Below are 19,885 nucleotides of genomic sequence, written 5' to 3' on the forward strand. Positions count from 1 at the left end.
GACCCAGGTAATCAACTGTATGGCCATCGATTATTACCTTGATTGCGCGACTATGTTGTCCGCGAACGAGGTGGCGGCTCAATTGGAAGAAGTCGGCAAGGACTCCGGGGTGTTCGAAGCGCCGATCACATCCAGTCGGCTCATGGACGGGGCGCTCACCCGGCTGGGCACGCAACTGCGCGTGATGACGGAACGTCCGCCACAGCCGTGCCATCCCATCGTCTCCGGGCTCGGCTTCACTCCGACGGTCGGCGTGGGGTTCCGTATGGCCAAGGGTGTCGACGTGAGCGACCAACAGGACGACATGCTCCGGCTGGTCGTACCACTGCTGGACCGGATCGACGGCGACACGGTCCTGCATTTCCAGTTCGAGGAGATCTGGTTGCTCCGCCGGGGTGCCGAATTGAGCCTCAACGAGGACGACGGACTCTGGCGCCCCCAGCGCCTGGCCCTCATAACGCAGACCTACCGCCGGAAGACCCACACCATGGACTTGGATTGATCCGCCAGTGAATTTCAGGTTCCACCCCAGCGACCTGCCCGGCCGGGACATCTGGTGCCCCGGAGTCGATGTGGCCCACGCCTTCGTAGGAACTGCCGAGGTCTTCTCCGGGCTGTTCGGCATCGACTCGGGCATCGACCTGCCCGCCGACGGCGTATGCGCCATCAACTTCCACGACTTCGGCGCACTGTCCGCCTCGGCCATCGACCGGACCGGAAACGTCGGATCAGGGGATCCTGCGGTCCCTGTCTCTCGGTTTCATCGCGACCTCCCTGGTCCTCATCGACCGAGCCGGGCACCCCGCCCCCGCGATGCCCGGTCCGGCCCAAGAACTGGCTTGGAGGACGCTGCGGGACCAGCATGCACGTGCGATGCCGGTCACATGCGACTGAGGAGGAGCGACCTCCCGAACGGCACCTTCGGGACCACCCAGGACGTGAACGTCCAGGAGATCCAGTCGGTCAACCGGTAGGTGACCGCTACCCGTTGGACGGCGGACTTGGCGGGGCCTGCGGTGAGGGCGAGGGCTCCGGGCCGGGCTTTGATTTCGGCGGGGAGTGCGAGGGGGGCGTTCCGGCGTACGGGACCGCCCGGCCGAGTGCCTGGTCGGTGATGCACACCTGCATGTCGGCCTTGTGCAAATGCCCGATGAGGTCACGGATGGCCTTTGTGCACCCTTCTGCCACTTCGGGCGTGGCCGGTTGCTTGACGTGGGCCGGCCGGGGCTTGCGGATGGAACCCGACAAATACATTGTGATCACATCCTTTCCCGGCTCGGCAACCTAGCCGATATTCAGCGAAACAGGATTCACCTGATGACCGAAAGCCCTGATTCGTCGCCCCATCGAGAAATGGGCGAGAAGCTCGAGTTCCAGGAGATCTGGAAACTGTTGCAGGCATACGAGTGGACGCGCGGTGTGAATCACGCACGCGATGGCTCGTTGCTGCCGCCCGGAGATCTGGATACCCCGGACTCCCCGTCCCGTGCCATGCGCACATACCTGCGCATGGCAGCACGCACCCCGGGGAGCGCGGCGCGCGTGGTTGCTGAGCTGGAGCTCCTGCTGGAGCGCGGTCCGGAGGACGATGTCCTGGAAGCTCTGGACGACGTCGGTGTCGAACCGGAGCAGTTGAGGCCGTCGGACGGCAAGGACCCCGACGAGTTCTTTGAGTTGATGCTCGTTCATTTGCGGGCATTCATCGCGGCGGGCGAGCATATCGAGGACGCTGTTCCGGAGTCGGGATGGGAGTGGCGGGAAAGGTACGGCGCCATCCGTGGGCTGATGGCCGGAGCATTCCATGTGGATTGCCTCTACGACTTTCCCGACCGTGATGCGGTCCTGGAGGACCACATCCAGGGCGAGCAGGTCGAGCACATCGAGGAGATGTTGAGCGACATCGACGACCTGAGGATCATCGCTCCGACCGATGACGATCTGGAGTGGGCCCTCCGAGGTATCGGCCACGGCCTTCTCACCCCGAAGGGGATGACTGCTTGGCAGTGGATGGAGCACATCGAGGCCCGACTCCGGCGTTACGTGCGAGAGAGCGGGAATTGACGGCTTCCTTGATGCCAGGGAGATGAGGGAACGGACTCCTCCATCTCCCACCCGCTTCGACCTCCAACGGCCGGATCAGGGCCGTTCGTCAGCGAACAGCTCCTCCACCTTCGCCGCGTGGACCGCTCGCTGGGCCCAGGTCTCCAGCTGCTCCAGGTCGGTGCAAGCCTGCACCCGTTCACGAACGGAGGCCGGTACCGGGATACCGCGCCATTCGAGGATGCGGAGAGTCATTTCGGCCTTGGACTCGGCCCGTCCCTCCTCCCGGCCCTCCTCGCGCACCTGCTCGGCCAGCGGATGCCGCCAGAAGTAGTGGATCGCCGTCATCAGGTCCCTCCAGATCTGCTTCGCCTGGGGATCGACCAGGCATGAATCGACGAACTGCACGAAGACCGCCGCACTCTCGGAGTCGATGGTCCGCAGGGCGGTAGCCAGGGATTCCAGTATGGCGGCGGCCTGCGGACCCCGGCCATGCGTCATCGCCGAGAGCACCGCAAGAGGTACGTCCCGTTCAGCCTCCCGCTCGTCCGCGATCACCGGAACGTTGTCCGGCCCCAGCACGAGCGGCCGCACGGTCAGCGAGTCCCAGCCGGGCAGACCGAGACGGATCGGTTGCGCCGCCCAGCGAGACGTGGCACTGCTCTGCGTGATGACGATGAGCACCGGCTCGCAGCGGTACTTCGCGTACAGGTACGAGAGGTAGTACGCCCAGCTTCCCCGCTTGCCCTCGTCCTTCTTCCCCTGCGACTCGACGACCAGGAGATACGTCCCCTCGTCCGTCTCCACCCGCATCAACGTGTCCACACGCCGCTCGACCGGCTCGATCTCCGTCAGATCGGCGTTCAGCACCGCGAACTCACGCGGCTCGGGAAACGGAACCCGCAGCACACGCTGAAGAGCCCGCGTCAGCAACGCCGGATCCTTCTGGAAGATCCGATGCAGAGCCTCATGCGACGAGCTGACCATCACCCCTCCCTCCTGTCCTTCTGTCTTCCTGTACGACTTGATCAACGAGCTACGCAACACCGAGGTCACACCACACGTACTTGCCTCTGTCGCCGCCCTGAAGCAGCGGGTGCCAGCCCCAGTCGTCGGCGCAGGCCCGTACGAGTTCGAGTCCGCGGCCCGCCTCCGCCTCGATGGAGGCGTACGCCAACTCGCGTGAAGGGGGCGGTGGTTCAGGGTCCGCGTCCCAGGCGCCGATTCGCAGGACTCCGTCCCGCCAGCGCAGCCGTAGGGACGCCGGCCCCTTCGTATGCCGTACGGCGTTGGAGACCAGCTCGGTCGCGAGCAACTCGGCCACGTCGGCGATGCGGATCAGGCCGTGCATGGTGAGGATCAGGCGCAGGGTGCGGCGACAGACCGTGACCGCACGGAGGTCGTGCGGGATGTGGAGTGTGTACTCCCAGGGCTCGTCCTTGGTTTTTGGCATGCGTGAACTCCGCTTGATGGGTGGGGGGTTGGGGTCCGCGGCGAGTGGCGGGCGGTGACATTGCCGCAGCCGTCATGGCATGACGGAGTGGTGCGCTTCCGGGCTCCCGGTGGTATCGCAGCGTGCATATCGCGTCACTGACGGTACGCCTTAAATTTGCGACCCCGCAAGCAGCTCTCGTAACCTGACACCCGAACGAGGCATCCCGCCAAGCGAGTTGGACCAGGGAGACTGGACCCATGGCAACAAGGCGAAACCCCACCGCGCGACAGATGCGGCTGGGGGCCGAGCTGCGCAAACTGCGGGACGCCGCAGGCCTGAAGGCCACCGAGGCGGCGGCCCTGCTGGGAGCGAACTCTGCCCAGATGAGCCAGATCGAGGCCGGCGTCGCCGGTGTGAGCGAGGAACGGGTACGCCGCCTGGCCGGGCACTACTCCTGCGCGGACGAGGAGTTGGTCGATGCTCTGGTGGCATGGGCGATGGACCGCACGCGCGGATGGTGGGAGGAGTACCGAGGCCTGCTGCCCACACCCTTCCTGGACCTGTCCGAGCTGGAGTACCACGCCACCTTTCGTTGGGATGTGGACTTCCTGCACGTCCCAGGCCTCCTCCAGACGGAGGAATACGCCCGCGGAGTCTTTTCACACCGCGTGCCCGAACTCCCCGGCAATGAACTCGACTTGCGCGTAGAGCACCGGATGAAACGGCGCACCATCATTGAGGGCTCACGGCCCATTCCGTACGAGGCAGTGATGCACGAAGCCGCTCTGCGCATCAGGGTCGGCGACCGCGCCGCGTCGCGAGCACAGCTCAACCGGATTCTCGAACTTTCGGAAGCGGACCACGTGACCGTACGAGTCATCCCCTTCGACCTGGACGGTTTCACCGATGCCGGAAGCGCGATGGTCTACGCGGGGGGCGCTGTCCCCAAGCTGGACACCGTCGTACGTGATGCACCGCACGGCTCGGCCTTTGTCGATTCCGAAGCCCAACTCGGCAGCTTTCGAACGCTCTTCCGTAGAGTGGAGGGTGTGTCACTCGAACCCGCACGGTCGCGTGACTTCATCCACCGACTGACGAAGGAGCCGTGAGGCGCACCATGACGACTCCGCGCAACTGGCAGAAATCATCCTTCTCCGGTGGCGGCGACGGCAACGCCTGCATCGAACTCGCCTCCACCCCCACCACCCTCCACCTCCGCGAATCCGCCACCCCCCACACCACCCTCACCACCACCCCCCTCCCCCTCGCGCACCTCCTCCGCCACATACGCTCCGGAGCCCTCGCCTCCACCCCCGCATAGCGAGTGCGACGGAACCACCCCGGCCACGACCGGCGTCTCACCAGCAACAGCTGTGCGATAGGTTCGCAAGCCATTTCTGTCGAAGCTGAAGGAGGGGATGAGACATGGGCAGTGGCAAGAGCGACCTCGCGCTCCCGCTCAGTGAGCTGGAGGACTACGGCGGTCGGCTGCGCGACATCAAGACGCGGCTGAACCACACCAAGAAGCTCTTCGAGTCCTTCAAGGACGACCTCGGCGACCACACGGTCTACGACGCCCTCGACGACTTCGAGTCCGGCTGGGAGGACGGTCGCGAGGACATCGGGCAGGCACTCGATGCCCTCGCCGGTATGTCCGACGCCGTCGTCCGCGAGTTCAAGAAGCTCGACGACGACCTCGCCAAGAACGTCTCCGAAGGCACGAAGACGGAGAAGAAGGTCGCGGGCGGCAAGGGCCACAGCGCCGGCGACTAGGGGGACCCGAGCCGGTCGCACCGTCGGCCATTGCCCCTGGCCGTACCGTCAGGCGTGTCGGCCGGCGGCCTCCTGAGCCGCACGCTCCAGTCGGCTTCGATGGTTCTCCCACCATGCCGAGTCGACCGGCGGCATCGCGTCGTTGCCCTTGTTCATCCCGACGGCACCGTCCATGAGCTCCCGGAGAACATCGGCGTGCCCGGCGTGCCGTTGCGTGTCGGCGATCACTCGCACCACGGCATGATGCAACGTCACCTCGTCCTTGCCCTCGGACCACCACGGCACCCTGCCGGTCGTTTCGAGCGGCAACGCCTCAATGGTCGCGTCCGCGTGCGCCCATGCCCGGCGGTAGAGCTCCACGATGTACTCGCGTGACTCATCGGCGGTGACCCACATGTCCGTGTTGGTCTCGGCACCGTCGTCGAGCCAGGGCAGGGGCTCGCCGGACGGCCGTCCGAAGGTGTCGCCGAGGTAGCCCAGCTCCACGCCGGCCACGTGTTTCACCAGGCCCAGGAGGTTCGTGCCGGTCGGCGTCAGCGGGCGGCGTATGTCGTACTCCGAGAGCCCTTCGAGCTTCCACAGCATGGCATCTCGGGCGGACTGCAAGTAGTAGTGAAGGTCAGCCTTGGTATCCGATGCGGTCATGGGGCCAGTCTGCCGCCCGCGCGATCTTTGTCCATCGCCTTTCCACCACCCCTCCCCGGGACCCCGCTCCCCGGGACCTGGACTCGGTCTTCGTTCGCGTGCCATTCGAGTGGTCGAGGCCCGTGGTGATCGGCGTAGCGATGAGTTTCGGAAGCGTCCTGGGTCAATGAATGCGACGGGCTACGGCGCCCGCCCGGACCCGATCACCGGCCTCCACCCGCACCGATCAACCACACCGATCACCCGCGCCGATCACCCACATCGATCACCCGCACCCGCACCCGCACCCGCACCCGCACCCGAGGAGAACGACATGACCGCCACCTACACCTTCGACGTCTTCTGCAGCCTCGACGGCTTCGGCGCCGCCGGCGGCGACTGGACCGGCTACTGGGGCAAGCAGGGCCCGGAGCTGCTCGACCACCGCCTCGCCCTGTACGGCGCGGAGCAGCGGATGGTCTTCGGGGCCAACACGTACCGGGCGTTCGCGCAGATGCTGGCGTCGAGCACCGAGGAGTCCGATGTGCGGGACCCCTGGGTCACGCGGATGAGGAGCCTGCCGGCGACGGTGGTGTCGACGACGCTGGAGGGCCCCCTCGACTGGCCGGACGCGACCGTCGTGAGCGGTGACGCCGTCGACGTCGTCGCCCGCCTCAAGAAGGAGTCCGAGGTGCCGCTGCGCTCGCACGGCAGCCTGTCGATGAACCGGGCGCTGATGGCCGCCGGCCTCGTCGATCGCGTACAGGTGACGCTCTTCCCCGTCATCACCGGTCGGACCGGGCTGGAACCGATCCTCCAGGGTGCGGCCGACTTCGACCTGGAGCTGCTCGAGAACCGCACGCTCGACGGTCGTATCCAAGAGCTGATCTACCGGCCCACCCTCCACTGACATCCCGTGGCTCAGCCGACCTCGTTCTCCGCCACCGCCCGCCCGTGGACGACGACATCGCCGCCGTAGAACATGCCGGAGAAGACGGGTGAGTACGTCAGCTGTACCTCGACCTCGACCTCGTCGGCGTTCGCCGCGACGCAGTGGGTCGCGGCGATGTCGGCGCCGGACATGCCCATTTCGCGGGCGAAGGCCTTCACGCGGGCGCCGCAGTTCTCGAAGCGGATGGGCGCCCCGTCCCTGCCCCGGTTCTCGTACAGGGCTTCCTTGTCTACGTCCTGGGCGGCGTACCGGGCGGCCTGTTCCGCGATGTCCGCGGCGCGCTCGCGCTTGGAGATGGACAGGCCGCCGTCGATGACGAACGCGGAGAGGGAGAGGAAGACGAGGGCGAAGATGATGACCGCGCCTGCACCCGAGCCGCGGTCGTCCAAGCGGGCGCGGCGGGCCCCGGCCCACTCCCGGACCCGGACCCGGACCCGGGACCGCAGCCTCATGTCCCCCATCACGCCTTCCTCTTGAACGGGTCGAGCGGCGAAGTGAACGTCCCCGTCAGGCGCGTGGGCACATCCAGGCCGAGCATCGCCAGGCCCCGCACCTCGCAGCTGACCTCGACCGTGAAGAGATCGGCGTCGGCGAAACCGGCGCTGGTCTTGGTCACCGTCACCGGGCCCGAGCAGACGTCCGACAGGTCGGCGTCCGCTGCGTTCTGGGCCTCGGACATGGCGGTCCCCTCCTCGCGTTGGAGGGACCCGGCACGGGCGGCGTCGCGCGCCGCGCCGTCGATCGCGCCCCGTCCGTCCACCAGTTGCCCGAAGGCCACCAGCACGAGGATGAAGAGGATCATCACGGGGGCGAGGATCACGACCTCGATCGTGGACAGGCCGGTGTCACGGCCGACCGCGACTCTCGACCTCAGAAGGGCCGCGGCCCTGGACCTCGGAAAGGAAGCGAGGGGCATCTAGTTCTCCCCCTCCTTCACGAATCTCTCCACCGGGCCCACGGACTGCGCGTGCACCGTCAGGTCCAGCCCCGGGAACACCGTGGGCACCCGGGCCGTGATCTCCACCCCGACCTTGTTCTGCTCCGGCTGGAGCATCTTCACGTCCGGGGACAGCACGAGCTGCGGGCCGAGCTGCTGGATGTAGCTGTCGACGACGTCCCGTGCCTCGCCGCGCCACGCGCCGGGCCGTTCGTCGGCCAGGGCGCGGGCCTTGCGCGCGCCTGCCTGGGCGGCCGCCTGGGCCACATGATCGGCGAAGAAGTACAGCGCGAACTGCACCGTCGCGAAGATCATGAAGAAGAGCACCGGCGTGAGCAGCACGAACTCGATCGCGGTCATGCCGGAGTCACCGCGGGCGGAGGCGGCCTCCACCCGACGGCGTACCCAGCGACGTACGCGCACCAGCAACCCCGTAGACGTGTGTAGTGATGGTCAGCAGGTCTTGCCCGCGTCCGCACCCTTGATGCAGTCGCCCACCTTGTTGGCGCCGTCGCTCAGCGCGGCGTTGATGATCGCGGCGACCACGCCGACGATCGCGACGACGACCGCCGAGATGATGACCCACTCCACCGCGGACGCACCGCGGTCGAGCTCCCCGGAGCGGGCGCGCTGCACCCGGCCCTGAAGGAAGGTGACGAGGAAGTCCACCCCCGGGATCCCGGTGCTGAAGTTCCGTCCGTTCATGGTGAGTTGTCCTCTCAAAAAAGGTGATCGACGTCAGACCTGGAACACGCGCATGGCGGCCGGAAAGATCAGGAACACCAGGAATCCCGCGCACAGCAGCAGCTGCGCGACAAGCATCGACTGCGACTTCTCGCCCGCACTGCCCTCGATCTCGGCGAGTTCGCGGTGCCGCATGGTCTCGGCACGCGAGGCGAGCGACTCGCGTACCTTCGCGCCGTCGTCCGCGACCAGCGCCAACGAGGCCGACAGGTCCTTCAGTTCCTCGACGCCCAGCTGCTCGCCGAGCGAACCGAGGGCCTGCCACTGGCTGATGCCGGTGATGCGGGCATCGGCCAGCGCGTTGCGGATCCGCTGGGTGGCCCAGCCGTCGGAGACCTCGGCCGCCGCCATCAGCGCCTCGGGCAGACCGCGGCCGCCGGCCAGGCTCATGGACACCAGGTCCAGGTACGCGCCGATGACCCGCCGCAGGTCGCGGCGCTTCTCGGCCGCGTCGCGCCGTACCTCCACGTCCGGGAGGATGAAGAACACCGCCGCGAAGAGCAGCGCCAGCCACACCGGGATGATCGGGCTGCGGCCGACGCCGAGCGTCCAGACGATGGCGAAGAGGAACGGGCCGAAGAAGAGCCCCGCGGTGGCCAGCAGGACCTTCGTCGCGAGGAACTTCTCCCAACTCCGGTCCAGCACCGCGAGATCCGCCCGCAGCGACCGCAGTTCCCAGCCCTGCTGCATGTAGAACTCGGCGACGCGACGGCCCACTTGGGCCCGTACGGTCCCGAGCCGTCCCGCGTCCTGCCCGCCGCGCTGCACGGACTCGTACGCCGCTCCGCGCGCCCGCATCGCGTCGATGCGGGCGACCTGCGCGACCGCGCTGCGCTTGGACGGCATGAGGGCGCGTACGAGGGTGTAGAGGCCGAGGCCGATGATCGCGCCGACCAGGATCGGCATGGTCACGTCGCTCATCGCCGTACCCCCTCTTCCTGCTGGGCCGGCATCCGGGGACGGACGAACTGCACCGACGACTCGTCGCGCACCAGGAAGCGTTCGGGTGTCTCGATCGTGGACAGCTTGCGCAGCCACCAGAAGCCGAGCGCGAACAGGCCGCAGACGCAGGCGAGTACGAGCTGTCCGACCGCCGTGCCGTACGGCTCGACGAACTCGCGGTTGAAGATGGACAGGCCGAGCACGAACGCGATCGAGACCGCCACGACGATCTGCACGGACCGGCGGGTGGAGGCGCGCTGCGCCATGACCCGCTGCCGCATGTCGACCTCCTCGCGCGCCGACTTGGCCAGCGCGCCGAGCACCTGGCGCAGACCCGGGCCGCGCAGGCGGGCGTTGAGGATGAGGGCGGCGACGATGATGTCGGCGGAGGCGTCGTTGATCTCGTCGGCGAGGTGCTGGAGGGCTTCGGGCAGCGGTGTGCGGGAGCGCAACCGGTCGACGAGCGCGTCGAGATGGGGCCGCAGTACGGGGGCGGACGCGCGGGCGGACGCCGGGATCGCCTGCTCCAGGCCGACCGCACCCGCAATCGTGTCGCGCAGCGACTCGGTCCAGGAGGCCAGCGCCTCCACCCGGCGCATGGCGGACCGCTCCTCGGAGGCGCCGCCGAAGAGCTTGTCCCAGAAGAAGACGAGGACACCGGCGGCGATACCGGCCACGGCCCAGCGGGTGAGAAGCAGTACGACAAGGCCGGCACCGGCGGCGATCGAGCCGCGCTGCCCGGCGAACCGCACCAGTTCACCGGCCCGTTGGTTCGCCTTCTGCTTCTCGTGCTCGGGCTTGGCGGGCAGGCCGCGCACCGCGACGGCGAACAGCGCGAGGCCGCCGCCGACGGCGATGCCGGAGGCGAGCGCGTACAGCACGGTCGTCGAGAACAGCCCGCCCATGGAGCCGAGCGAGTCGAGTGCCGCGAGATCGGTGAGGGACGTGGACGTCATACGGTGATCACCCCCAGCTTCCGCCACCGGGCAACCGGTAGCCGTGCGCGACGAGTTCATCGAGACAGGAGAGGGGGGCGTGCGGCACGATCCGGCCGTCCGGGGCCTCCGCGAAGACCTCGCTGGACAGCACACGGCCGTCGACGCCGTTGACCTCGCGGACGGAGGTGACCATGCGCTGGAGGCGGCCGCCCGACTCGTAGTCGTTGCGCCGCTGGATGAAGACGACGAAGTTCACCGCGCCCGCGACGAGCATCTGGCTTGCCTCGATGGGCAGTCGCTCGGTCGCCTGGAGCGCGTACGTGGAAATACGGTTGAAGACCTCGCTGGAGCTGTTCGCGTGGATCGTGGACAGCGAACCGTCGTTGCCCTGCGACATCGCGTTGAGCATGGTCACGATCTCGTCGCCGAGGACCTCACCGACGATGACGCGGGAGGGGTTCATTCGCAGCGACCGGCGGACCAGCTCGGCCATGGTGATGGCGCCCTGGCCCTCGGAGTTGGGCAGGCGCTCCTCGAAGGCCACCACGTTCGGGTGGAGGTCGGCGAAGGTGTCGAGGCCGAGTTCCATGGCGCGCTCGACGGTGATGAGGCGCTCGTGCGGCGGGATCTCGTTGGCGAGGGCGCGCAGCAGTGTCGTCTTGCCGGCGTTGGTGGCGCCCGCGATCATGATGTTCTTGCGGGCGCGGACCGCGCAGGCCAGGAAGTGCGCGACCTCGGGCGTGATCGTCCCGTTCCCGACCAGGTCGGAGACGAAGACCTTGCCCATGCGGGCGCGGCGGATGGAGAGCGCGGGGCGCCGCGTGACGTCCATGACGGCGGAGAGCCGGGACCCGTCCGGCAGCCGCAGGTCGAGCTGCGGGTTGGCGGAGTCGAAGGGCCGGGAGGAGAGACCCGAGTAGGCGCCGAGCACCTGGATGAGCTCGATCAGCTCCTCGTCGTTCTCTGCGACCGGGTCACCGGTGACCTCACGCCCGTCCGCGTACCCGATGAAGACGTGGTCGTACCCGTTGATGTCGATGTTCTCGACGTCCGGGTTGTCGAGCAGCGGCTGGAGGCGGCCGACGCCGAAGAGCGCGGCGTGCACGGCGGCCGCGTACTGCTCCTCGGTCTCCGCGTCCAGCGGCGTACGCCCGGAGTTGATCTCCGTGCGGGCGTAGTCCTCCAGGATCTGGGCGATGACCGCGCGCGCGTACTGCCGCTCGTCCTCGCTGGACATCGGCGTGACGCCGGAGACCTGGTCGAGGCGCCGCTGTTCGGCGATCCGGTCGCCGGCCTCCTGCCGGAACCGCTTGACCAGCTGATGGTCGACGGCTGTCATCGGCCGGCTCCGGCGTGCGGCTGCCCATGGGGCCCACCGGCCGGTACGGCCCAGGCGGCGCCGTACTGCTGATACAGGTCCGCGGTGACCTTGCGGGCCGAGCGGATGAGCAGCGACTTGTCGAGGCGCCCGCGCCTGCGGCCGGCCAACTGGTCGGCGCCGGCCGGGTCGTCGGCGAGCGTGCCGACGACGCGGGCGCCCGTCTGGGCGGCCACCAGCATGTCGTTGACCTGGTGGACGAGCTTGGCGGAGTCGCCCGGGTCGGTGATGAGGATGACGCCGATGAGGGGCGTGGCGAGGGCGGCCGCGCCGCGCGGGCCGCCGTGCAGCTTGGCGCTGAGCGCCGCCGCCCGGTCACGGACGCGGGCGATGGACTCGGGCTCGGTGCGCGAGAGAAGGAGGACGAGGGCGGCCTGCGAGAACATCTCGACGGCCGGGGTGTCCCCGCTGATCCGTCCGCAGTCCGCGATCACGTCGGCGGGTGCGTGCGGGGAGTCGGCGAGCTGGGCGAAGGCCCGGCCGAGGGTGGGCCACAGTCCGGCGAGACCGGTCGCCTGCTCGGCGACACCGAGTCCGACCAGGACTTCCAGGCCTCCGCTCAACGGCTGTACGTGGTCCCAGAGTTGGTCCGGCACAAGGCCGCGGCGGGCGGTCGCCGCTATCGACAGCATGCCGGTGTTGGGGTTGAGCGGCCCACCGTGAGCCGCGGCGCTGCGGTAGACGAGGTCTCCGCCGGCCGGGTCGGTCTCGGCGAGCAGGACCCTGCGGGGCCAGACCGCCGACAGGGCCACCGCGGCGGTGGTGACGCCGGGGGAACCCTTGTCGGCGGCGACGGCGATGAGCGCCATGTCTCTTTACCCACTCGCCTCTAGTTGCCGTTGCCGGGGACGAGAACGACGGCGACGTCGCCGCCCGCGGCGGCCTGCGTCAGGGCGGGGGCGTCGCTCTGGTCGACGAGCAGGGTGATGGAGAGGTTGCCCGTGCTGATCGTGGCGTCGCTGTCGTCGCTCTTGGTGTCCACGCGCGCGTTGTCGACGATCAGGGAGTTGCTGCTCGACGAACTCGACGAACCGGACGAACTGTTCCGGCTGGAGCTGCTGCCGCTGTCGTTGCCGACGCGGTAGGCGGCCACGACGTCGCCTTCCTTGATGTTGGCGGGGTACTGGCCCTCCTTCAGGGCGAGGCCGACCGAGGCCTTGCCCGCGGGGAGGGTCGTCTTGCTGGCGAACATGTCGCCGATGACGACGGTTCCCTTGTAGATCGTGGACTTGGCCTTGAGGGTCTTGAGGGTGTCCACCTGCGACCACTTCACGTAGTTGATGCTCGCGTCGTCCGCGACCAGCACGGAGGTCACGCTCTTGCCCACCGACTCCCCGGCCTGGATGTCGCCGGTCACCTGGACGACCTCGACCCGGTCCCCGGCCCGCAGCACCAGCATCGTGGCGCCCAGCGCGCCCACGAGGATGAGGAGTACGGCGAGCGCGGCGAGCGCGGGTTTGCGCTCGCGAGGCGGCGCGGGAAGGCGCTCACCCATCGCCGGCTGAGCCGGCGCAGCGGAGCGCTGGTTGCCCGCCCCCGTACGCTCTTGGATCTTCACGCAACCGCTCCCCGCACACCCAAGATAACTCTGCCAAATTGCCGACCAATTAGGACACTTCGCCCGCGCACACCTGTACTGCGCGTACCGTGCGACCTGGCCGAATAGCCAGCGCTGGAGCGAGTGTCAAGCCATGGCACCGTATCAGCCGCACATAAGCCCCTCAAGGCGCGTTATGGATCGCGAACCTCACGGCGCTCGACGTTATCCACGCGCAACTGAGGGTGTCCGGTTCCCCGTTGAGCACAGGGATTCGTGCCAGGTCACCCCTGTGCAGCCGCGAACCCGACACCGGGGTGGGGCGTGGGGTTCGTCACGGGGAGTGTGCCAGGTCTGCACGAGGTGTTCACGAGGCGGTGGGGCGGCGGCGAGGTCTTTCAGCCGCGGGGTGACGGCGGTACGGGGGTGCGGTGTTCGCGTGACGGACTCAGGTCGCGAAGCGGAACGTCGACGTGATCGCGTCGAAGATGTCGAAGAAGGAGTCCGCGAGGTCGAGGACCTGGCTGCTCCCGGCGACCAGGGCGACCTTGCCCTCCTGCCCCGGCACGGGGATGAACGTCTGCATGAGTACGGCACGGATGGTGCGCTTGAGGGTGTCGTCGGGTACGACGATGTCCTCGATGCCGTACGTGCGCGCGGCCGGGCCGACGCCGGGGATGTCGACGGTCGTCACCTTCCGCCAGGCGTCGCCCTCCTTCTTCGCCTCGCGCACGGCGAGTTGGCTCGCGATCACCTGCGGGTCGGTGGAGAGGGCCTCGCCGGACTGCGTACGGCCGCCGACGATCGAGACGGTGACGGAGCCGGTGATCGGGGTGTCCCCGCCGAAGCTCTCCGCCATGCAGCCGCAGTACAGGGCGCCGGACTTCCAGGCGTCGGCCGCGGACTTCCGCAGGAAGGCGGTGTACGTGTCCCGGTACTGCGCCAACTCCGGCCGCTGCTCGACCCGCTCGTTCACCATGCGCCGGATGGAGTCGTCACGCGACTCGGGCCGTACGTCGAACTCCCACCACGACTCGGGCACCTTGATCCTGAATCCGCCGCGCTCGATGGTGAGCGTCTCGATGTAGCGGGCCATGGTTCGTTTCCCCCTGCTCCCCCGCTCCCCGGCTCACTCCGGGTCCGGGGCTCGTTTCGTTCTCTGCCCGTGTCTTTCGACCTCTGCTTGCGTCGCGGCCAGCGTACGAGGTGCCGCGCGCGGGAGAGCTCGGCACGACCCGGGTCGACCCGCGGACCCGTCCGACTTCGCTCCAGCAACGCCGCACCTCGGGGATCGCGGAAACATCACAGCCCCGCCAAGGAGCGGCAAACTCGACCCCAAAGCCCCCTCAAACAACGCCACCCGCCATGCTGCTCCAGGCCGTCGCCCTGTCTACTGCGTAGGATCACTCGATCGGGCGATTTCCAGCGCCAGGGTGTGATGCCACACGCTCCGGCTTCCGCTTCACCGTTCCTTCACGTACGTGAAGGGGGAAATCGTTCCAATCCTCCCCATCCGTCAGCAACACCCGAGCCCAACCGGAACGCATCGTGAGTGAAACGTGAGTGATCTCCGACTAGACGGCACCATCTTCGAAGACCTGCGGAAGACGTTCTCCACGGTCAGCGACCGCATGGACACCGCCCGCCGCACCCTGCGCGGCACCGACGGCTCGGTCGTGGGCGCCGCGGCACTCGTGGACGACGTACACGATTTCGCCGACGACTGGGGCTACGGCATCAAGCAGCTCGGCAAGCACACCCAGGGTGCCGTCAAGATGATCGACAAGATCGGGAAGTCCTTCGACGACCTGGACCTGAAGCTCGCCGAGTCCATGAAGGCCCCCGAGAAGAAGGGGCACTGAGACAGGCATGAGTCGCCCCTCCTTCCCGCACATCGGCTGGGATCCCACCCCCGGCGACGTGGAGCAGACACGGGAACTCGCGAAGAAGCTCGGCGGCCTGGCGAGCGAGCTGGGCACGGCCGTACAGGAGTTGGAGCAGATCAAGGAAGGCGCCTGGAAGGGCAGGACCGCCGTCGCCTTCAGTGAGCACGTCTCCACCGACATCACTCCGCTCATCAAGAAGAGCCACGACTCCTTCGACAAGGCCTCGCGCGCCCTGCACCGGTGGGCCGGCGAGCTCGTCCACTTCCAGGAGGAGGCCGACCGGCTGGAGAAGCGGGCCGGGGAGGTCCTCGACGCCGAGGCCGACGCCAAGGCGAAGGACAAGGACCAGAGCAAGACGTCCAGTGACGTCAACGACGTCACACAGAAGGTGCACGACCTGGAGGACCGCTACAAGAAGGCCGCCGCCCTCATCGGCAAGGACCTCGACAAGGCGGCGGACATCGCGCCGGACGAGCCCGGCTTCTGGGACAAGCTGGGGAGCGGGATCGCGGACGCGTGGGACGCGACCGGCAAGTGGCTGGAGGACCACGCCGATCTGATCAAGACGGTCGGTGACCTGCTCAGCGACCTGAGTGGCGTCCTTGGGATGCTGGCCATCCTCACCGCCCCCTTCGAGCCGATCGGTGCCATCTTCGCCGCCGCGGCCGTCGTCACCAGTGGCCTGGCCCTGGTGTCCCATCTTGTGGCGATGGCGGCCGGTGCCGACGTCAGCTGGGTCAGCATCGGTTTCGACGCGCTCGGCGCACTCCCGGGTATCGGCGCGTTCGCCAAGGGAGTCAAGGTCGCCGACGGGGCCGTCGCCGCCTCACGCGCCGCGGAACTCGGCGAGGGCTTCAAGGGCGTGACCACCATCGGCCGGAACATCATCGGCGTCGGTGACAACGTCGCGGGCGCGGTGAGCTTCACGGTCAAGGGCAAGACGGTCGGCCTCTGGGGCCTCAAGGCCGGGGGCTTCATCTCGACCGAGGGCGGAATCATGAACCGCATCACCCTGGTCGCCGAACAGAACGTCCGCAACGGGCAGTGGATCGGCACTCGGGGAATTCCGGGCCTGAACAAGATCGATTCCATGAGCAATCTGGGACGCGGAATCGACGCGGCGATCAAAATCGCCCCCAAAGCATGGTCCATTCCCTCGCACATCGGAGAGATGATGCACCCGGGGGACCGATTCCATGACTCCGCGGCGGCGCACTGAGCGCAGCGCGCCGCATCGGAAGCGCGTCCGCCGGAGGCGCTTCCGCCGGGAGCGCGCCCGGTCGGAAGCACCCGGCACGCCAAGCACGACGCACACCCAGCACACCCGGCTTTGCCTGGTGAGCACGGAGAGGACACAGGGCCGTGGACTGGTATCCGCCCCCGGGAGAAGCCCTGCTGATGCGGGTCAACGCCTCCTTCGCGACCGGATCGGCACCGCGGGTCGCGGGCCTGCGTTCGTTCAGGGACACCGAACGGCGGGATATCGAAGAAGAGCTGAGCGGCTGGCCGGCCGGGCCGGGGTTCAGCCCACGGGGAAAGGCCGACCGGGCGGGCGTACGCGCGCTGGACATCGCGCTGCTCGGCATTCCCCGCCTGCTGAACATGGCCGCGAACGCCACGGCCCCCAGCGGCTCGCCCTTCGGCGAACCCCATGGCCCCGGAAAGCCCCGGGAACCCGAGAACGAGGTCGAGGACTTCCCGGTGATGTGGGCCGCCGCGGGCACCCTCGCGCGCACCCTTCCCTGGCAGTTGGACCCGGCGCGCAGGCCCAAGGGGTACCGGACCGAGCTCGTACTCACCGATCGTCGTCTTCTCGTCCTCGGAGTCAGCGCCGCAGCCGGCCTGGCGCCCGCCGACGCGCTGTGGGAGACACCGCGAGATACCGTCGCCGAAGCGGAGCGGATGCACTTCTCCGAGAACGGCTCCGACGTGAGGATCCGGTTCGCCGACGGTTCCTGGACGCGTTGGAAGGTGGGGGACGCCGCCAAGCTGGTGGGCCAACTGCGCGGAGAGCGACGCCCCGTGTCGGGGGACGACGTCACGCCGCAACAGCGGGACCGGATCGCCGAGCTCGTGGCGGAACCGCCGCTCCAGGTGTCCCGCGCGGTGGGCGAGGTGCTGCCGGTCACGGAACCTCCGCAGCTGGAGCAGCTCACCGACGGCACGGTCGCCGTACACCTGCGCGTGCCCCTGTCGAACGGCACCGAGCAGAGCCTCACCCGCTATGTGGACCCCGCCGGCACGGACGTCTTCCCGAAGGGCACGGCCCAGTGATGCCTGAGAGGAGCGGCGCACCGGCGTCTCAGGGGAACGGCGCACTGGCGCCTCAGGGCAACGGCCCAGTGGCTCCTGAACGGAACGTCACGGTCGTTGCCGAAGGGACGGCACCCGTTGCCGAGAGGACGGCGCCGACGACCGAAGGGACGGCGCCGTGACCGATCTGGCTCAGCTGATCGCGACGTTCGACGCCCGGAACATCCCGCCCATGTCGTTCGTCATGCCGGACGGCTTCCACGCCCTGCCGGTCGACGCCACGGCGGACGAACGCTCCACCGCCACGGCCGAGTTCGTCCGCGGTCTGTATCCCGGCGGGGACGGCCAACTCTGGCAGTCGGCGGCCCCGTTCTACGAACTCGTCACGGAAGCGATGGCGACAGCGGGCCTCGCCTACTCCGCCTTCGGTCTCTTCGGCCTGGAGACAGAGGGCGTGGCGCACTGCTCCTTCTCCGTCGCCGCCTACGAGTCCGACCACGCGGATCCGGACATAGCCGCGCACGGCATCCTGGCCGTCCTCGCCGCCGACCCGTTCAACGACGCGCGCTGGCTCGACCTGCCCTGCGGCCCCGCCGTCTCCAGCATCATCATGCGAGAGATCACGCTCAGCCCGGACGTCACCGCCACCGCCGAGCGGGAAAAGCTGCTGACCGGACAGATCCAGATCCACGTCCCCTTCCCCACAGGCCCGTACACAGCCGTCTTCACCATCGACACGGCCGCCGTGGACTACTGGGGCGAGTTCTGCGACATGACCACAGCAATCCTCCAAACGGTGTCCTTCACCGCCGCCTCACCACCAACGGCCCGGCAATAACCGAGCCCGCTTGAACAGGGCGTAATACGCGTCACACACTCGTCTCATGGCGAGGACCCCGGGATCAGCATCAGCCTTGAAGAGGAGCAGGCCGCGCGCATCAGGCAGCACGCCGAACGGGCCGGCCTGGACGTCTCGGCGTACCTCGTGCACGCCGCGACACGGCAGATGGCGGAGACCGAGGCCATGGAGGAACAGTTCTCGGGAATCGACGCCGTCATCGCGGCGGCAGAGGCGGAAGCAGCGGCCCTGCCGGTCGAACCGGATTCGGCCGCCCAGGAGTTGACGGAGCAGGAGTGGCGGGAGCACCACGAACGCCGGTCGACCGGAGTGCTCGGACACTGTGGACGCCTGGGTTGCCCTGTCCGCCGTGAAACACGGCAGCGCCGTGATCTTCACGAGCGACCGGGAGGACATCGAGGCGTATCTCACGGCGCTCAGCCCGGCGGACGTACACGTCCAGCCGGTGTGACGCGCAGAGACGGGGCGTGACGGGGCTCGTCAGGGGCTCATTGGAGGCCCCTCATCGGTCAGGTCATGGCCCGTGCGCTCGGGAGCGCTTCATGCCCGTCGGCTCTTCCCCTTGCCCCTCTTGCGGAGTCTGCGCAGGCGCTCCCGCTCCCGTGCCTGCTGTGCCTCGGCAGCTGACCTCTTCCAACGCAGGAGGAGCCAGCCGGTCAGGGCAGTACTCAGCGCGTACGCGAGGAGGGCGCTTCCAGTGATGGGAATGTAGGCGCAACTCGTCTTGTACGAAGGGCAGTTCTTGCCTGGGAGGCTGCTCAAGAGGTAGAGGAGCGGCGCGAAGGTGGCTGTCCAGAGTGCGGCGGTCGCTGCTTTGCGCAGGGCACGCGGCAGGCTTGTCGCCTCGAGGACTCCGGTCAGGGACCAGACGATGCCGAACCCTCCGGCGACAGTGAGCAGGCCGAGCGCGCAGCCCACCGCCCACGGTCCGCCCGGAAGGTCCAACAACTCCGGGACCGTCCTGCGCGCGAACAACCGCCAGGTGCCCACCGTGAACACGATCGCCCCTGTCAGGGCCGCCATCAGAGCGATGACGGCGGCGATCACGAACCCGTCTCGCGCCCAGAAGCGCTCGCTGGGCTGCCCTGCCGCCGAAGAGGGTCCCTCTGCGATCCGATCCGACATGAGTTCCCCTGATGAAGACTCTCCGCTCGACGAAGAGCCTCTTTTGCGCATAGCAGGCGTAGCGGCCAAAGCGGCCGCTACGCCTGCAAGTCGTTGCGCGGGACCGACTAGCCCTTGACCCCGTTGGCCAGCTGCTGGTCCAGGTCCTCGTAGGCCTTTGCGGCGTCGTCGAGGAACTTGGCCATGCCCTTGAGGCCCTCGAGGGTGTCCTTCATGCCCTTGGTGAACTCCTTGAAGGAGTCGTCGAAGGCGGAGGAACCCTTGGAGGTGGTGTAGCCGTCGGCTACGAGGTTGTCGATGTAGCTGTCCAGGCCGTGGAGCTTCTCGTCCATCTTCTCTTTCTCATGGCCGAGCTTCTTCGCGGCGGTGCGCATCTTCTCGTATGTGATATCTGCGTCTTTGGCCATGTGGCGCCTCCAGGTTCCAACTCGCCGCAGGGCCAGCCCCCGTGGCTGCTGATGC

Annotated in this window: 26 protein-coding genes; 11 read left to right on the forward strand and 15 right to left on the reverse strand. The window is 68.1% G+C overall.

Annotation, left to right across the window (positions count from 1 at the left end):
• Positions 1–19 precede the first annotated feature (19 nt).
• The 3 genes from ACN6LB_RS04275 (at position 20) to ACN6LB_RS04285 (ending at position 2,061) form a co-directional block, all read left to right on the forward strand.
• A complete protein-coding gene (locus ACN6LB_RS04275) occupies positions 20–502 on the forward strand; it encodes a SitI3 family protein (RefSeq protein ID WP_445024619.1) in 483 nt (160 codons plus the stop codon).
• A gap of 92 nt (positions 503–594) precedes the next feature.
• Complete coding sequence (locus ACN6LB_RS04280) at positions 595–894, forward strand: DUF6086 family protein (RefSeq protein ID WP_445024712.1); 300 nt, start codon at positions 595–597, stop codon at positions 892–894.
• 423 nt (positions 895–1,317) lie between these two features.
• Positions 1,318–2,061: a contact-dependent growth inhibition system immunity protein gene (locus ACN6LB_RS04285; RefSeq protein WP_445024620.1), complete on the forward strand. Its 744-nt coding sequence runs from the start codon at positions 1,318–1,320 to the stop codon at positions 2,059–2,061.
• Between the two features lie 75 nt (positions 2,062–2,136).
• Here the strand turns inward: ACN6LB_RS04285 and ACN6LB_RS04290 are convergent, their stop codons facing one another.
• Positions 2,137–3,027: a hypothetical protein gene (locus tag ACN6LB_RS04290; RefSeq protein WP_445024621.1), complete on the reverse strand. Its 891-nt coding sequence runs from the start codon at positions 3,025–3,027 to the stop codon at positions 2,137–2,139.
• A 49-nt stretch (positions 3,028–3,076) separates the two neighbouring features.
• On the reverse strand, positions 3,077–3,493 hold the full coding sequence (locus ACN6LB_RS04295) for an ATP-binding protein (RefSeq protein WP_445024622.1): 417 nt from the start codon (positions 3,491–3,493) through the stop codon (positions 3,077–3,079).
• Between the two features lie 239 nt (positions 3,494–3,732).
• Here ACN6LB_RS04295 and ACN6LB_RS04300 point away from each other — a divergent pair, with 239 nt between their 5' ends.
• The 3 genes from ACN6LB_RS04300 (at position 3,733) to ACN6LB_RS04310 (ending at position 5,248) form a co-directional block, all read left to right on the forward strand.
• Positions 3,733–4,584 (forward strand): helix-turn-helix domain-containing protein, encoded by an 852-nt coding sequence (locus ACN6LB_RS04300; protein WP_445024623.1) that lies wholly within the window; start codon positions 3,733–3,735, stop codon positions 4,582–4,584.
• Positions 4,585–4,592: 8 nt separating this feature from the next.
• Positions 4,593–4,796, forward strand: a complete 204-nt coding sequence (locus tag ACN6LB_RS04305; protein ID WP_445024624.1) for a DUF397 domain-containing protein — start codon at positions 4,593–4,595, stop codon at positions 4,794–4,796.
• 104 nt (positions 4,797–4,900) lie between these two features.
• Entirely contained in the window at positions 4,901–5,248 is a 348-nt protein-coding gene (locus tag ACN6LB_RS04310) for a hypothetical protein (RefSeq protein ID WP_356133605.1), read from the forward strand.
• Between the two features lie 48 nt (positions 5,249–5,296).
• Here the strand turns inward: ACN6LB_RS04310 and ACN6LB_RS04315 are convergent, their stop codons facing one another.
• Positions 5,297–5,893, reverse strand: a complete 597-nt coding sequence (locus ACN6LB_RS04315) for a DinB family protein (RefSeq protein WP_445024625.1) — start codon at positions 5,891–5,893, stop codon at positions 5,297–5,299.
• Positions 5,894–6,206: 313 nt separating this feature from the next.
• Here ACN6LB_RS04315 and ACN6LB_RS04320 point away from each other — a divergent pair, with 313 nt between their 5' ends.
• Complete coding sequence (locus ACN6LB_RS04320; protein WP_445024626.1) at positions 6,207–6,782, forward strand: dihydrofolate reductase family protein; 576 nt, start codon at positions 6,207–6,209, stop codon at positions 6,780–6,782.
• 11 nt (positions 6,783–6,793) lie between these two features.
• On the opposite strand, the gene ACN6LB_RS04325 is transcribed toward ACN6LB_RS04320, so the two are convergent.
• The 10 genes from ACN6LB_RS04325 to ACN6LB_RS04370 form a co-directional block, all read right to left on the reverse strand.
• Entirely contained in the window at positions 6,794–7,285 is a 492-nt protein-coding gene (locus ACN6LB_RS04325) for a pilus assembly protein TadG-related protein (RefSeq protein ID WP_445024627.1), read from the reverse strand.
• Positions 7,285–7,740 carry a TadE/TadG family type IV pilus assembly protein gene (locus ACN6LB_RS04330; RefSeq protein ID WP_445024628.1) on the reverse strand — a complete coding sequence of 152 codons (456 nt, stop codon included), beginning with the start codon at positions 7,738–7,740 and terminating at the stop codon, positions 7,285–7,287. Before ACN6LB_RS04330 ends, ACN6LB_RS04325 begins: the two co-directional genes overlap by 1 nt.
• Positions 7,741–8,190: a TadE family protein gene (locus ACN6LB_RS04335; protein ID WP_445024629.1), complete on the reverse strand. Its 450-nt coding sequence runs from the start codon at positions 8,188–8,190 to the stop codon at positions 7,741–7,743. It abuts the gene before it with no gap.
• A 24-nt stretch (positions 8,191–8,214) separates the two neighbouring features.
• Positions 8,215–8,466, reverse strand: coding sequence for a hypothetical protein (locus ACN6LB_RS04340; RefSeq protein ID WP_356133617.1), 252 nt, complete (start codon positions 8,464–8,466; stop codon positions 8,215–8,217).
• Between the two features lie 33 nt (positions 8,467–8,499).
• Positions 8,500–9,426 (reverse strand): type II secretion system F family protein, encoded by a 927-nt coding sequence (locus tag ACN6LB_RS04345; protein WP_445024630.1) that lies wholly within the window; start codon positions 9,424–9,426, stop codon positions 8,500–8,502.
• Entirely contained in the window at positions 9,423–10,403 is a 981-nt protein-coding gene (locus tag ACN6LB_RS04350; protein ID WP_356133621.1) for a type II secretion system F family protein, read from the reverse strand. Before ACN6LB_RS04350 ends, ACN6LB_RS04345 begins: the two co-directional genes overlap by 4 nt.
• 7 nt (positions 10,404–10,410) lie before the next feature.
• Entirely contained in the window at positions 10,411–11,724 is a 1,314-nt protein-coding gene (locus ACN6LB_RS04355) for a CpaF family protein (RefSeq protein WP_356133623.1), read from the reverse strand.
• Complete coding sequence (locus ACN6LB_RS04360; RefSeq protein WP_445024631.1) at positions 11,721–12,572, reverse strand: hypothetical protein; 852 nt, start codon at positions 12,570–12,572, stop codon at positions 11,721–11,723. Before ACN6LB_RS04360 ends, ACN6LB_RS04355 begins: the two co-directional genes overlap by 4 nt.
• A 20-nt stretch (positions 12,573–12,592) precedes the next feature.
• Positions 12,593–13,321, reverse strand: coding sequence for a hypothetical protein (locus tag ACN6LB_RS04365; protein WP_356133627.1), 729 nt, complete (start codon positions 13,319–13,321; stop codon positions 12,593–12,595).
• A 427-nt stretch (positions 13,322–13,748) separates the two neighbouring features.
• Positions 13,749–14,396, reverse strand: coding sequence for a hypothetical protein (locus ACN6LB_RS04370; protein ID WP_356133629.1), 648 nt, complete (start codon positions 14,394–14,396; stop codon positions 13,749–13,751).
• Between the two features lie 463 nt (positions 14,397–14,859).
• Between ACN6LB_RS04370 and ACN6LB_RS04375 the strand changes: the two genes are divergently transcribed.
• The 4 genes from ACN6LB_RS04375 (at position 14,860) to ACN6LB_RS04390 (ending at position 18,277) form a co-directional block, all read left to right on the forward strand.
• A complete protein-coding gene (locus ACN6LB_RS04375) occupies positions 14,860–15,162 on the forward strand; it encodes a hypothetical protein (RefSeq protein WP_356133631.1) in 303 nt (100 codons plus the stop codon).
• Between the two features lie 7 nt (positions 15,163–15,169).
• On the forward strand, positions 15,170–16,405 hold the full coding sequence (locus ACN6LB_RS04380; RefSeq protein ID WP_445024632.1) for a WXG100 family type VII secretion target: 1,236 nt from the start codon (positions 15,170–15,172) through the stop codon (positions 16,403–16,405).
• 143 nt (positions 16,406–16,548) lie between these two features.
• Positions 16,549–17,460, forward strand: a complete 912-nt coding sequence (locus tag ACN6LB_RS04385; RefSeq protein WP_445024633.1) for a hypothetical protein — start codon at positions 16,549–16,551, stop codon at positions 17,458–17,460.
• Positions 17,461–17,617: 157 nt separating this feature from the next.
• Positions 17,618–18,277 (forward strand): hypothetical protein, encoded by a 660-nt coding sequence (locus tag ACN6LB_RS04390; RefSeq protein ID WP_445024634.1) that lies wholly within the window; start codon positions 17,618–17,620, stop codon positions 18,275–18,277.
• A 561-nt stretch (positions 18,278–18,838) separates the two neighbouring features.
• Here the strand turns inward: ACN6LB_RS04390 and ACN6LB_RS04395 are convergent.
• A complete protein-coding gene (locus ACN6LB_RS04395; RefSeq protein WP_445024635.1) occupies positions 18,839–19,423 on the reverse strand; it encodes a hypothetical protein in 585 nt (194 codons plus the stop codon).
• Positions 19,424–19,530: 107 nt separating this feature from the next.
• Entirely contained in the window at positions 19,531–19,830 is a 300-nt protein-coding gene (locus ACN6LB_RS04400) for a WXG100 family type VII secretion target (RefSeq protein WP_356133643.1), read from the reverse strand.
• Positions 19,831–19,885 lie beyond the last annotated feature (55 nt).

This window comes from Streptomyces sp. SAS_270, assembly GCF_052543295.1.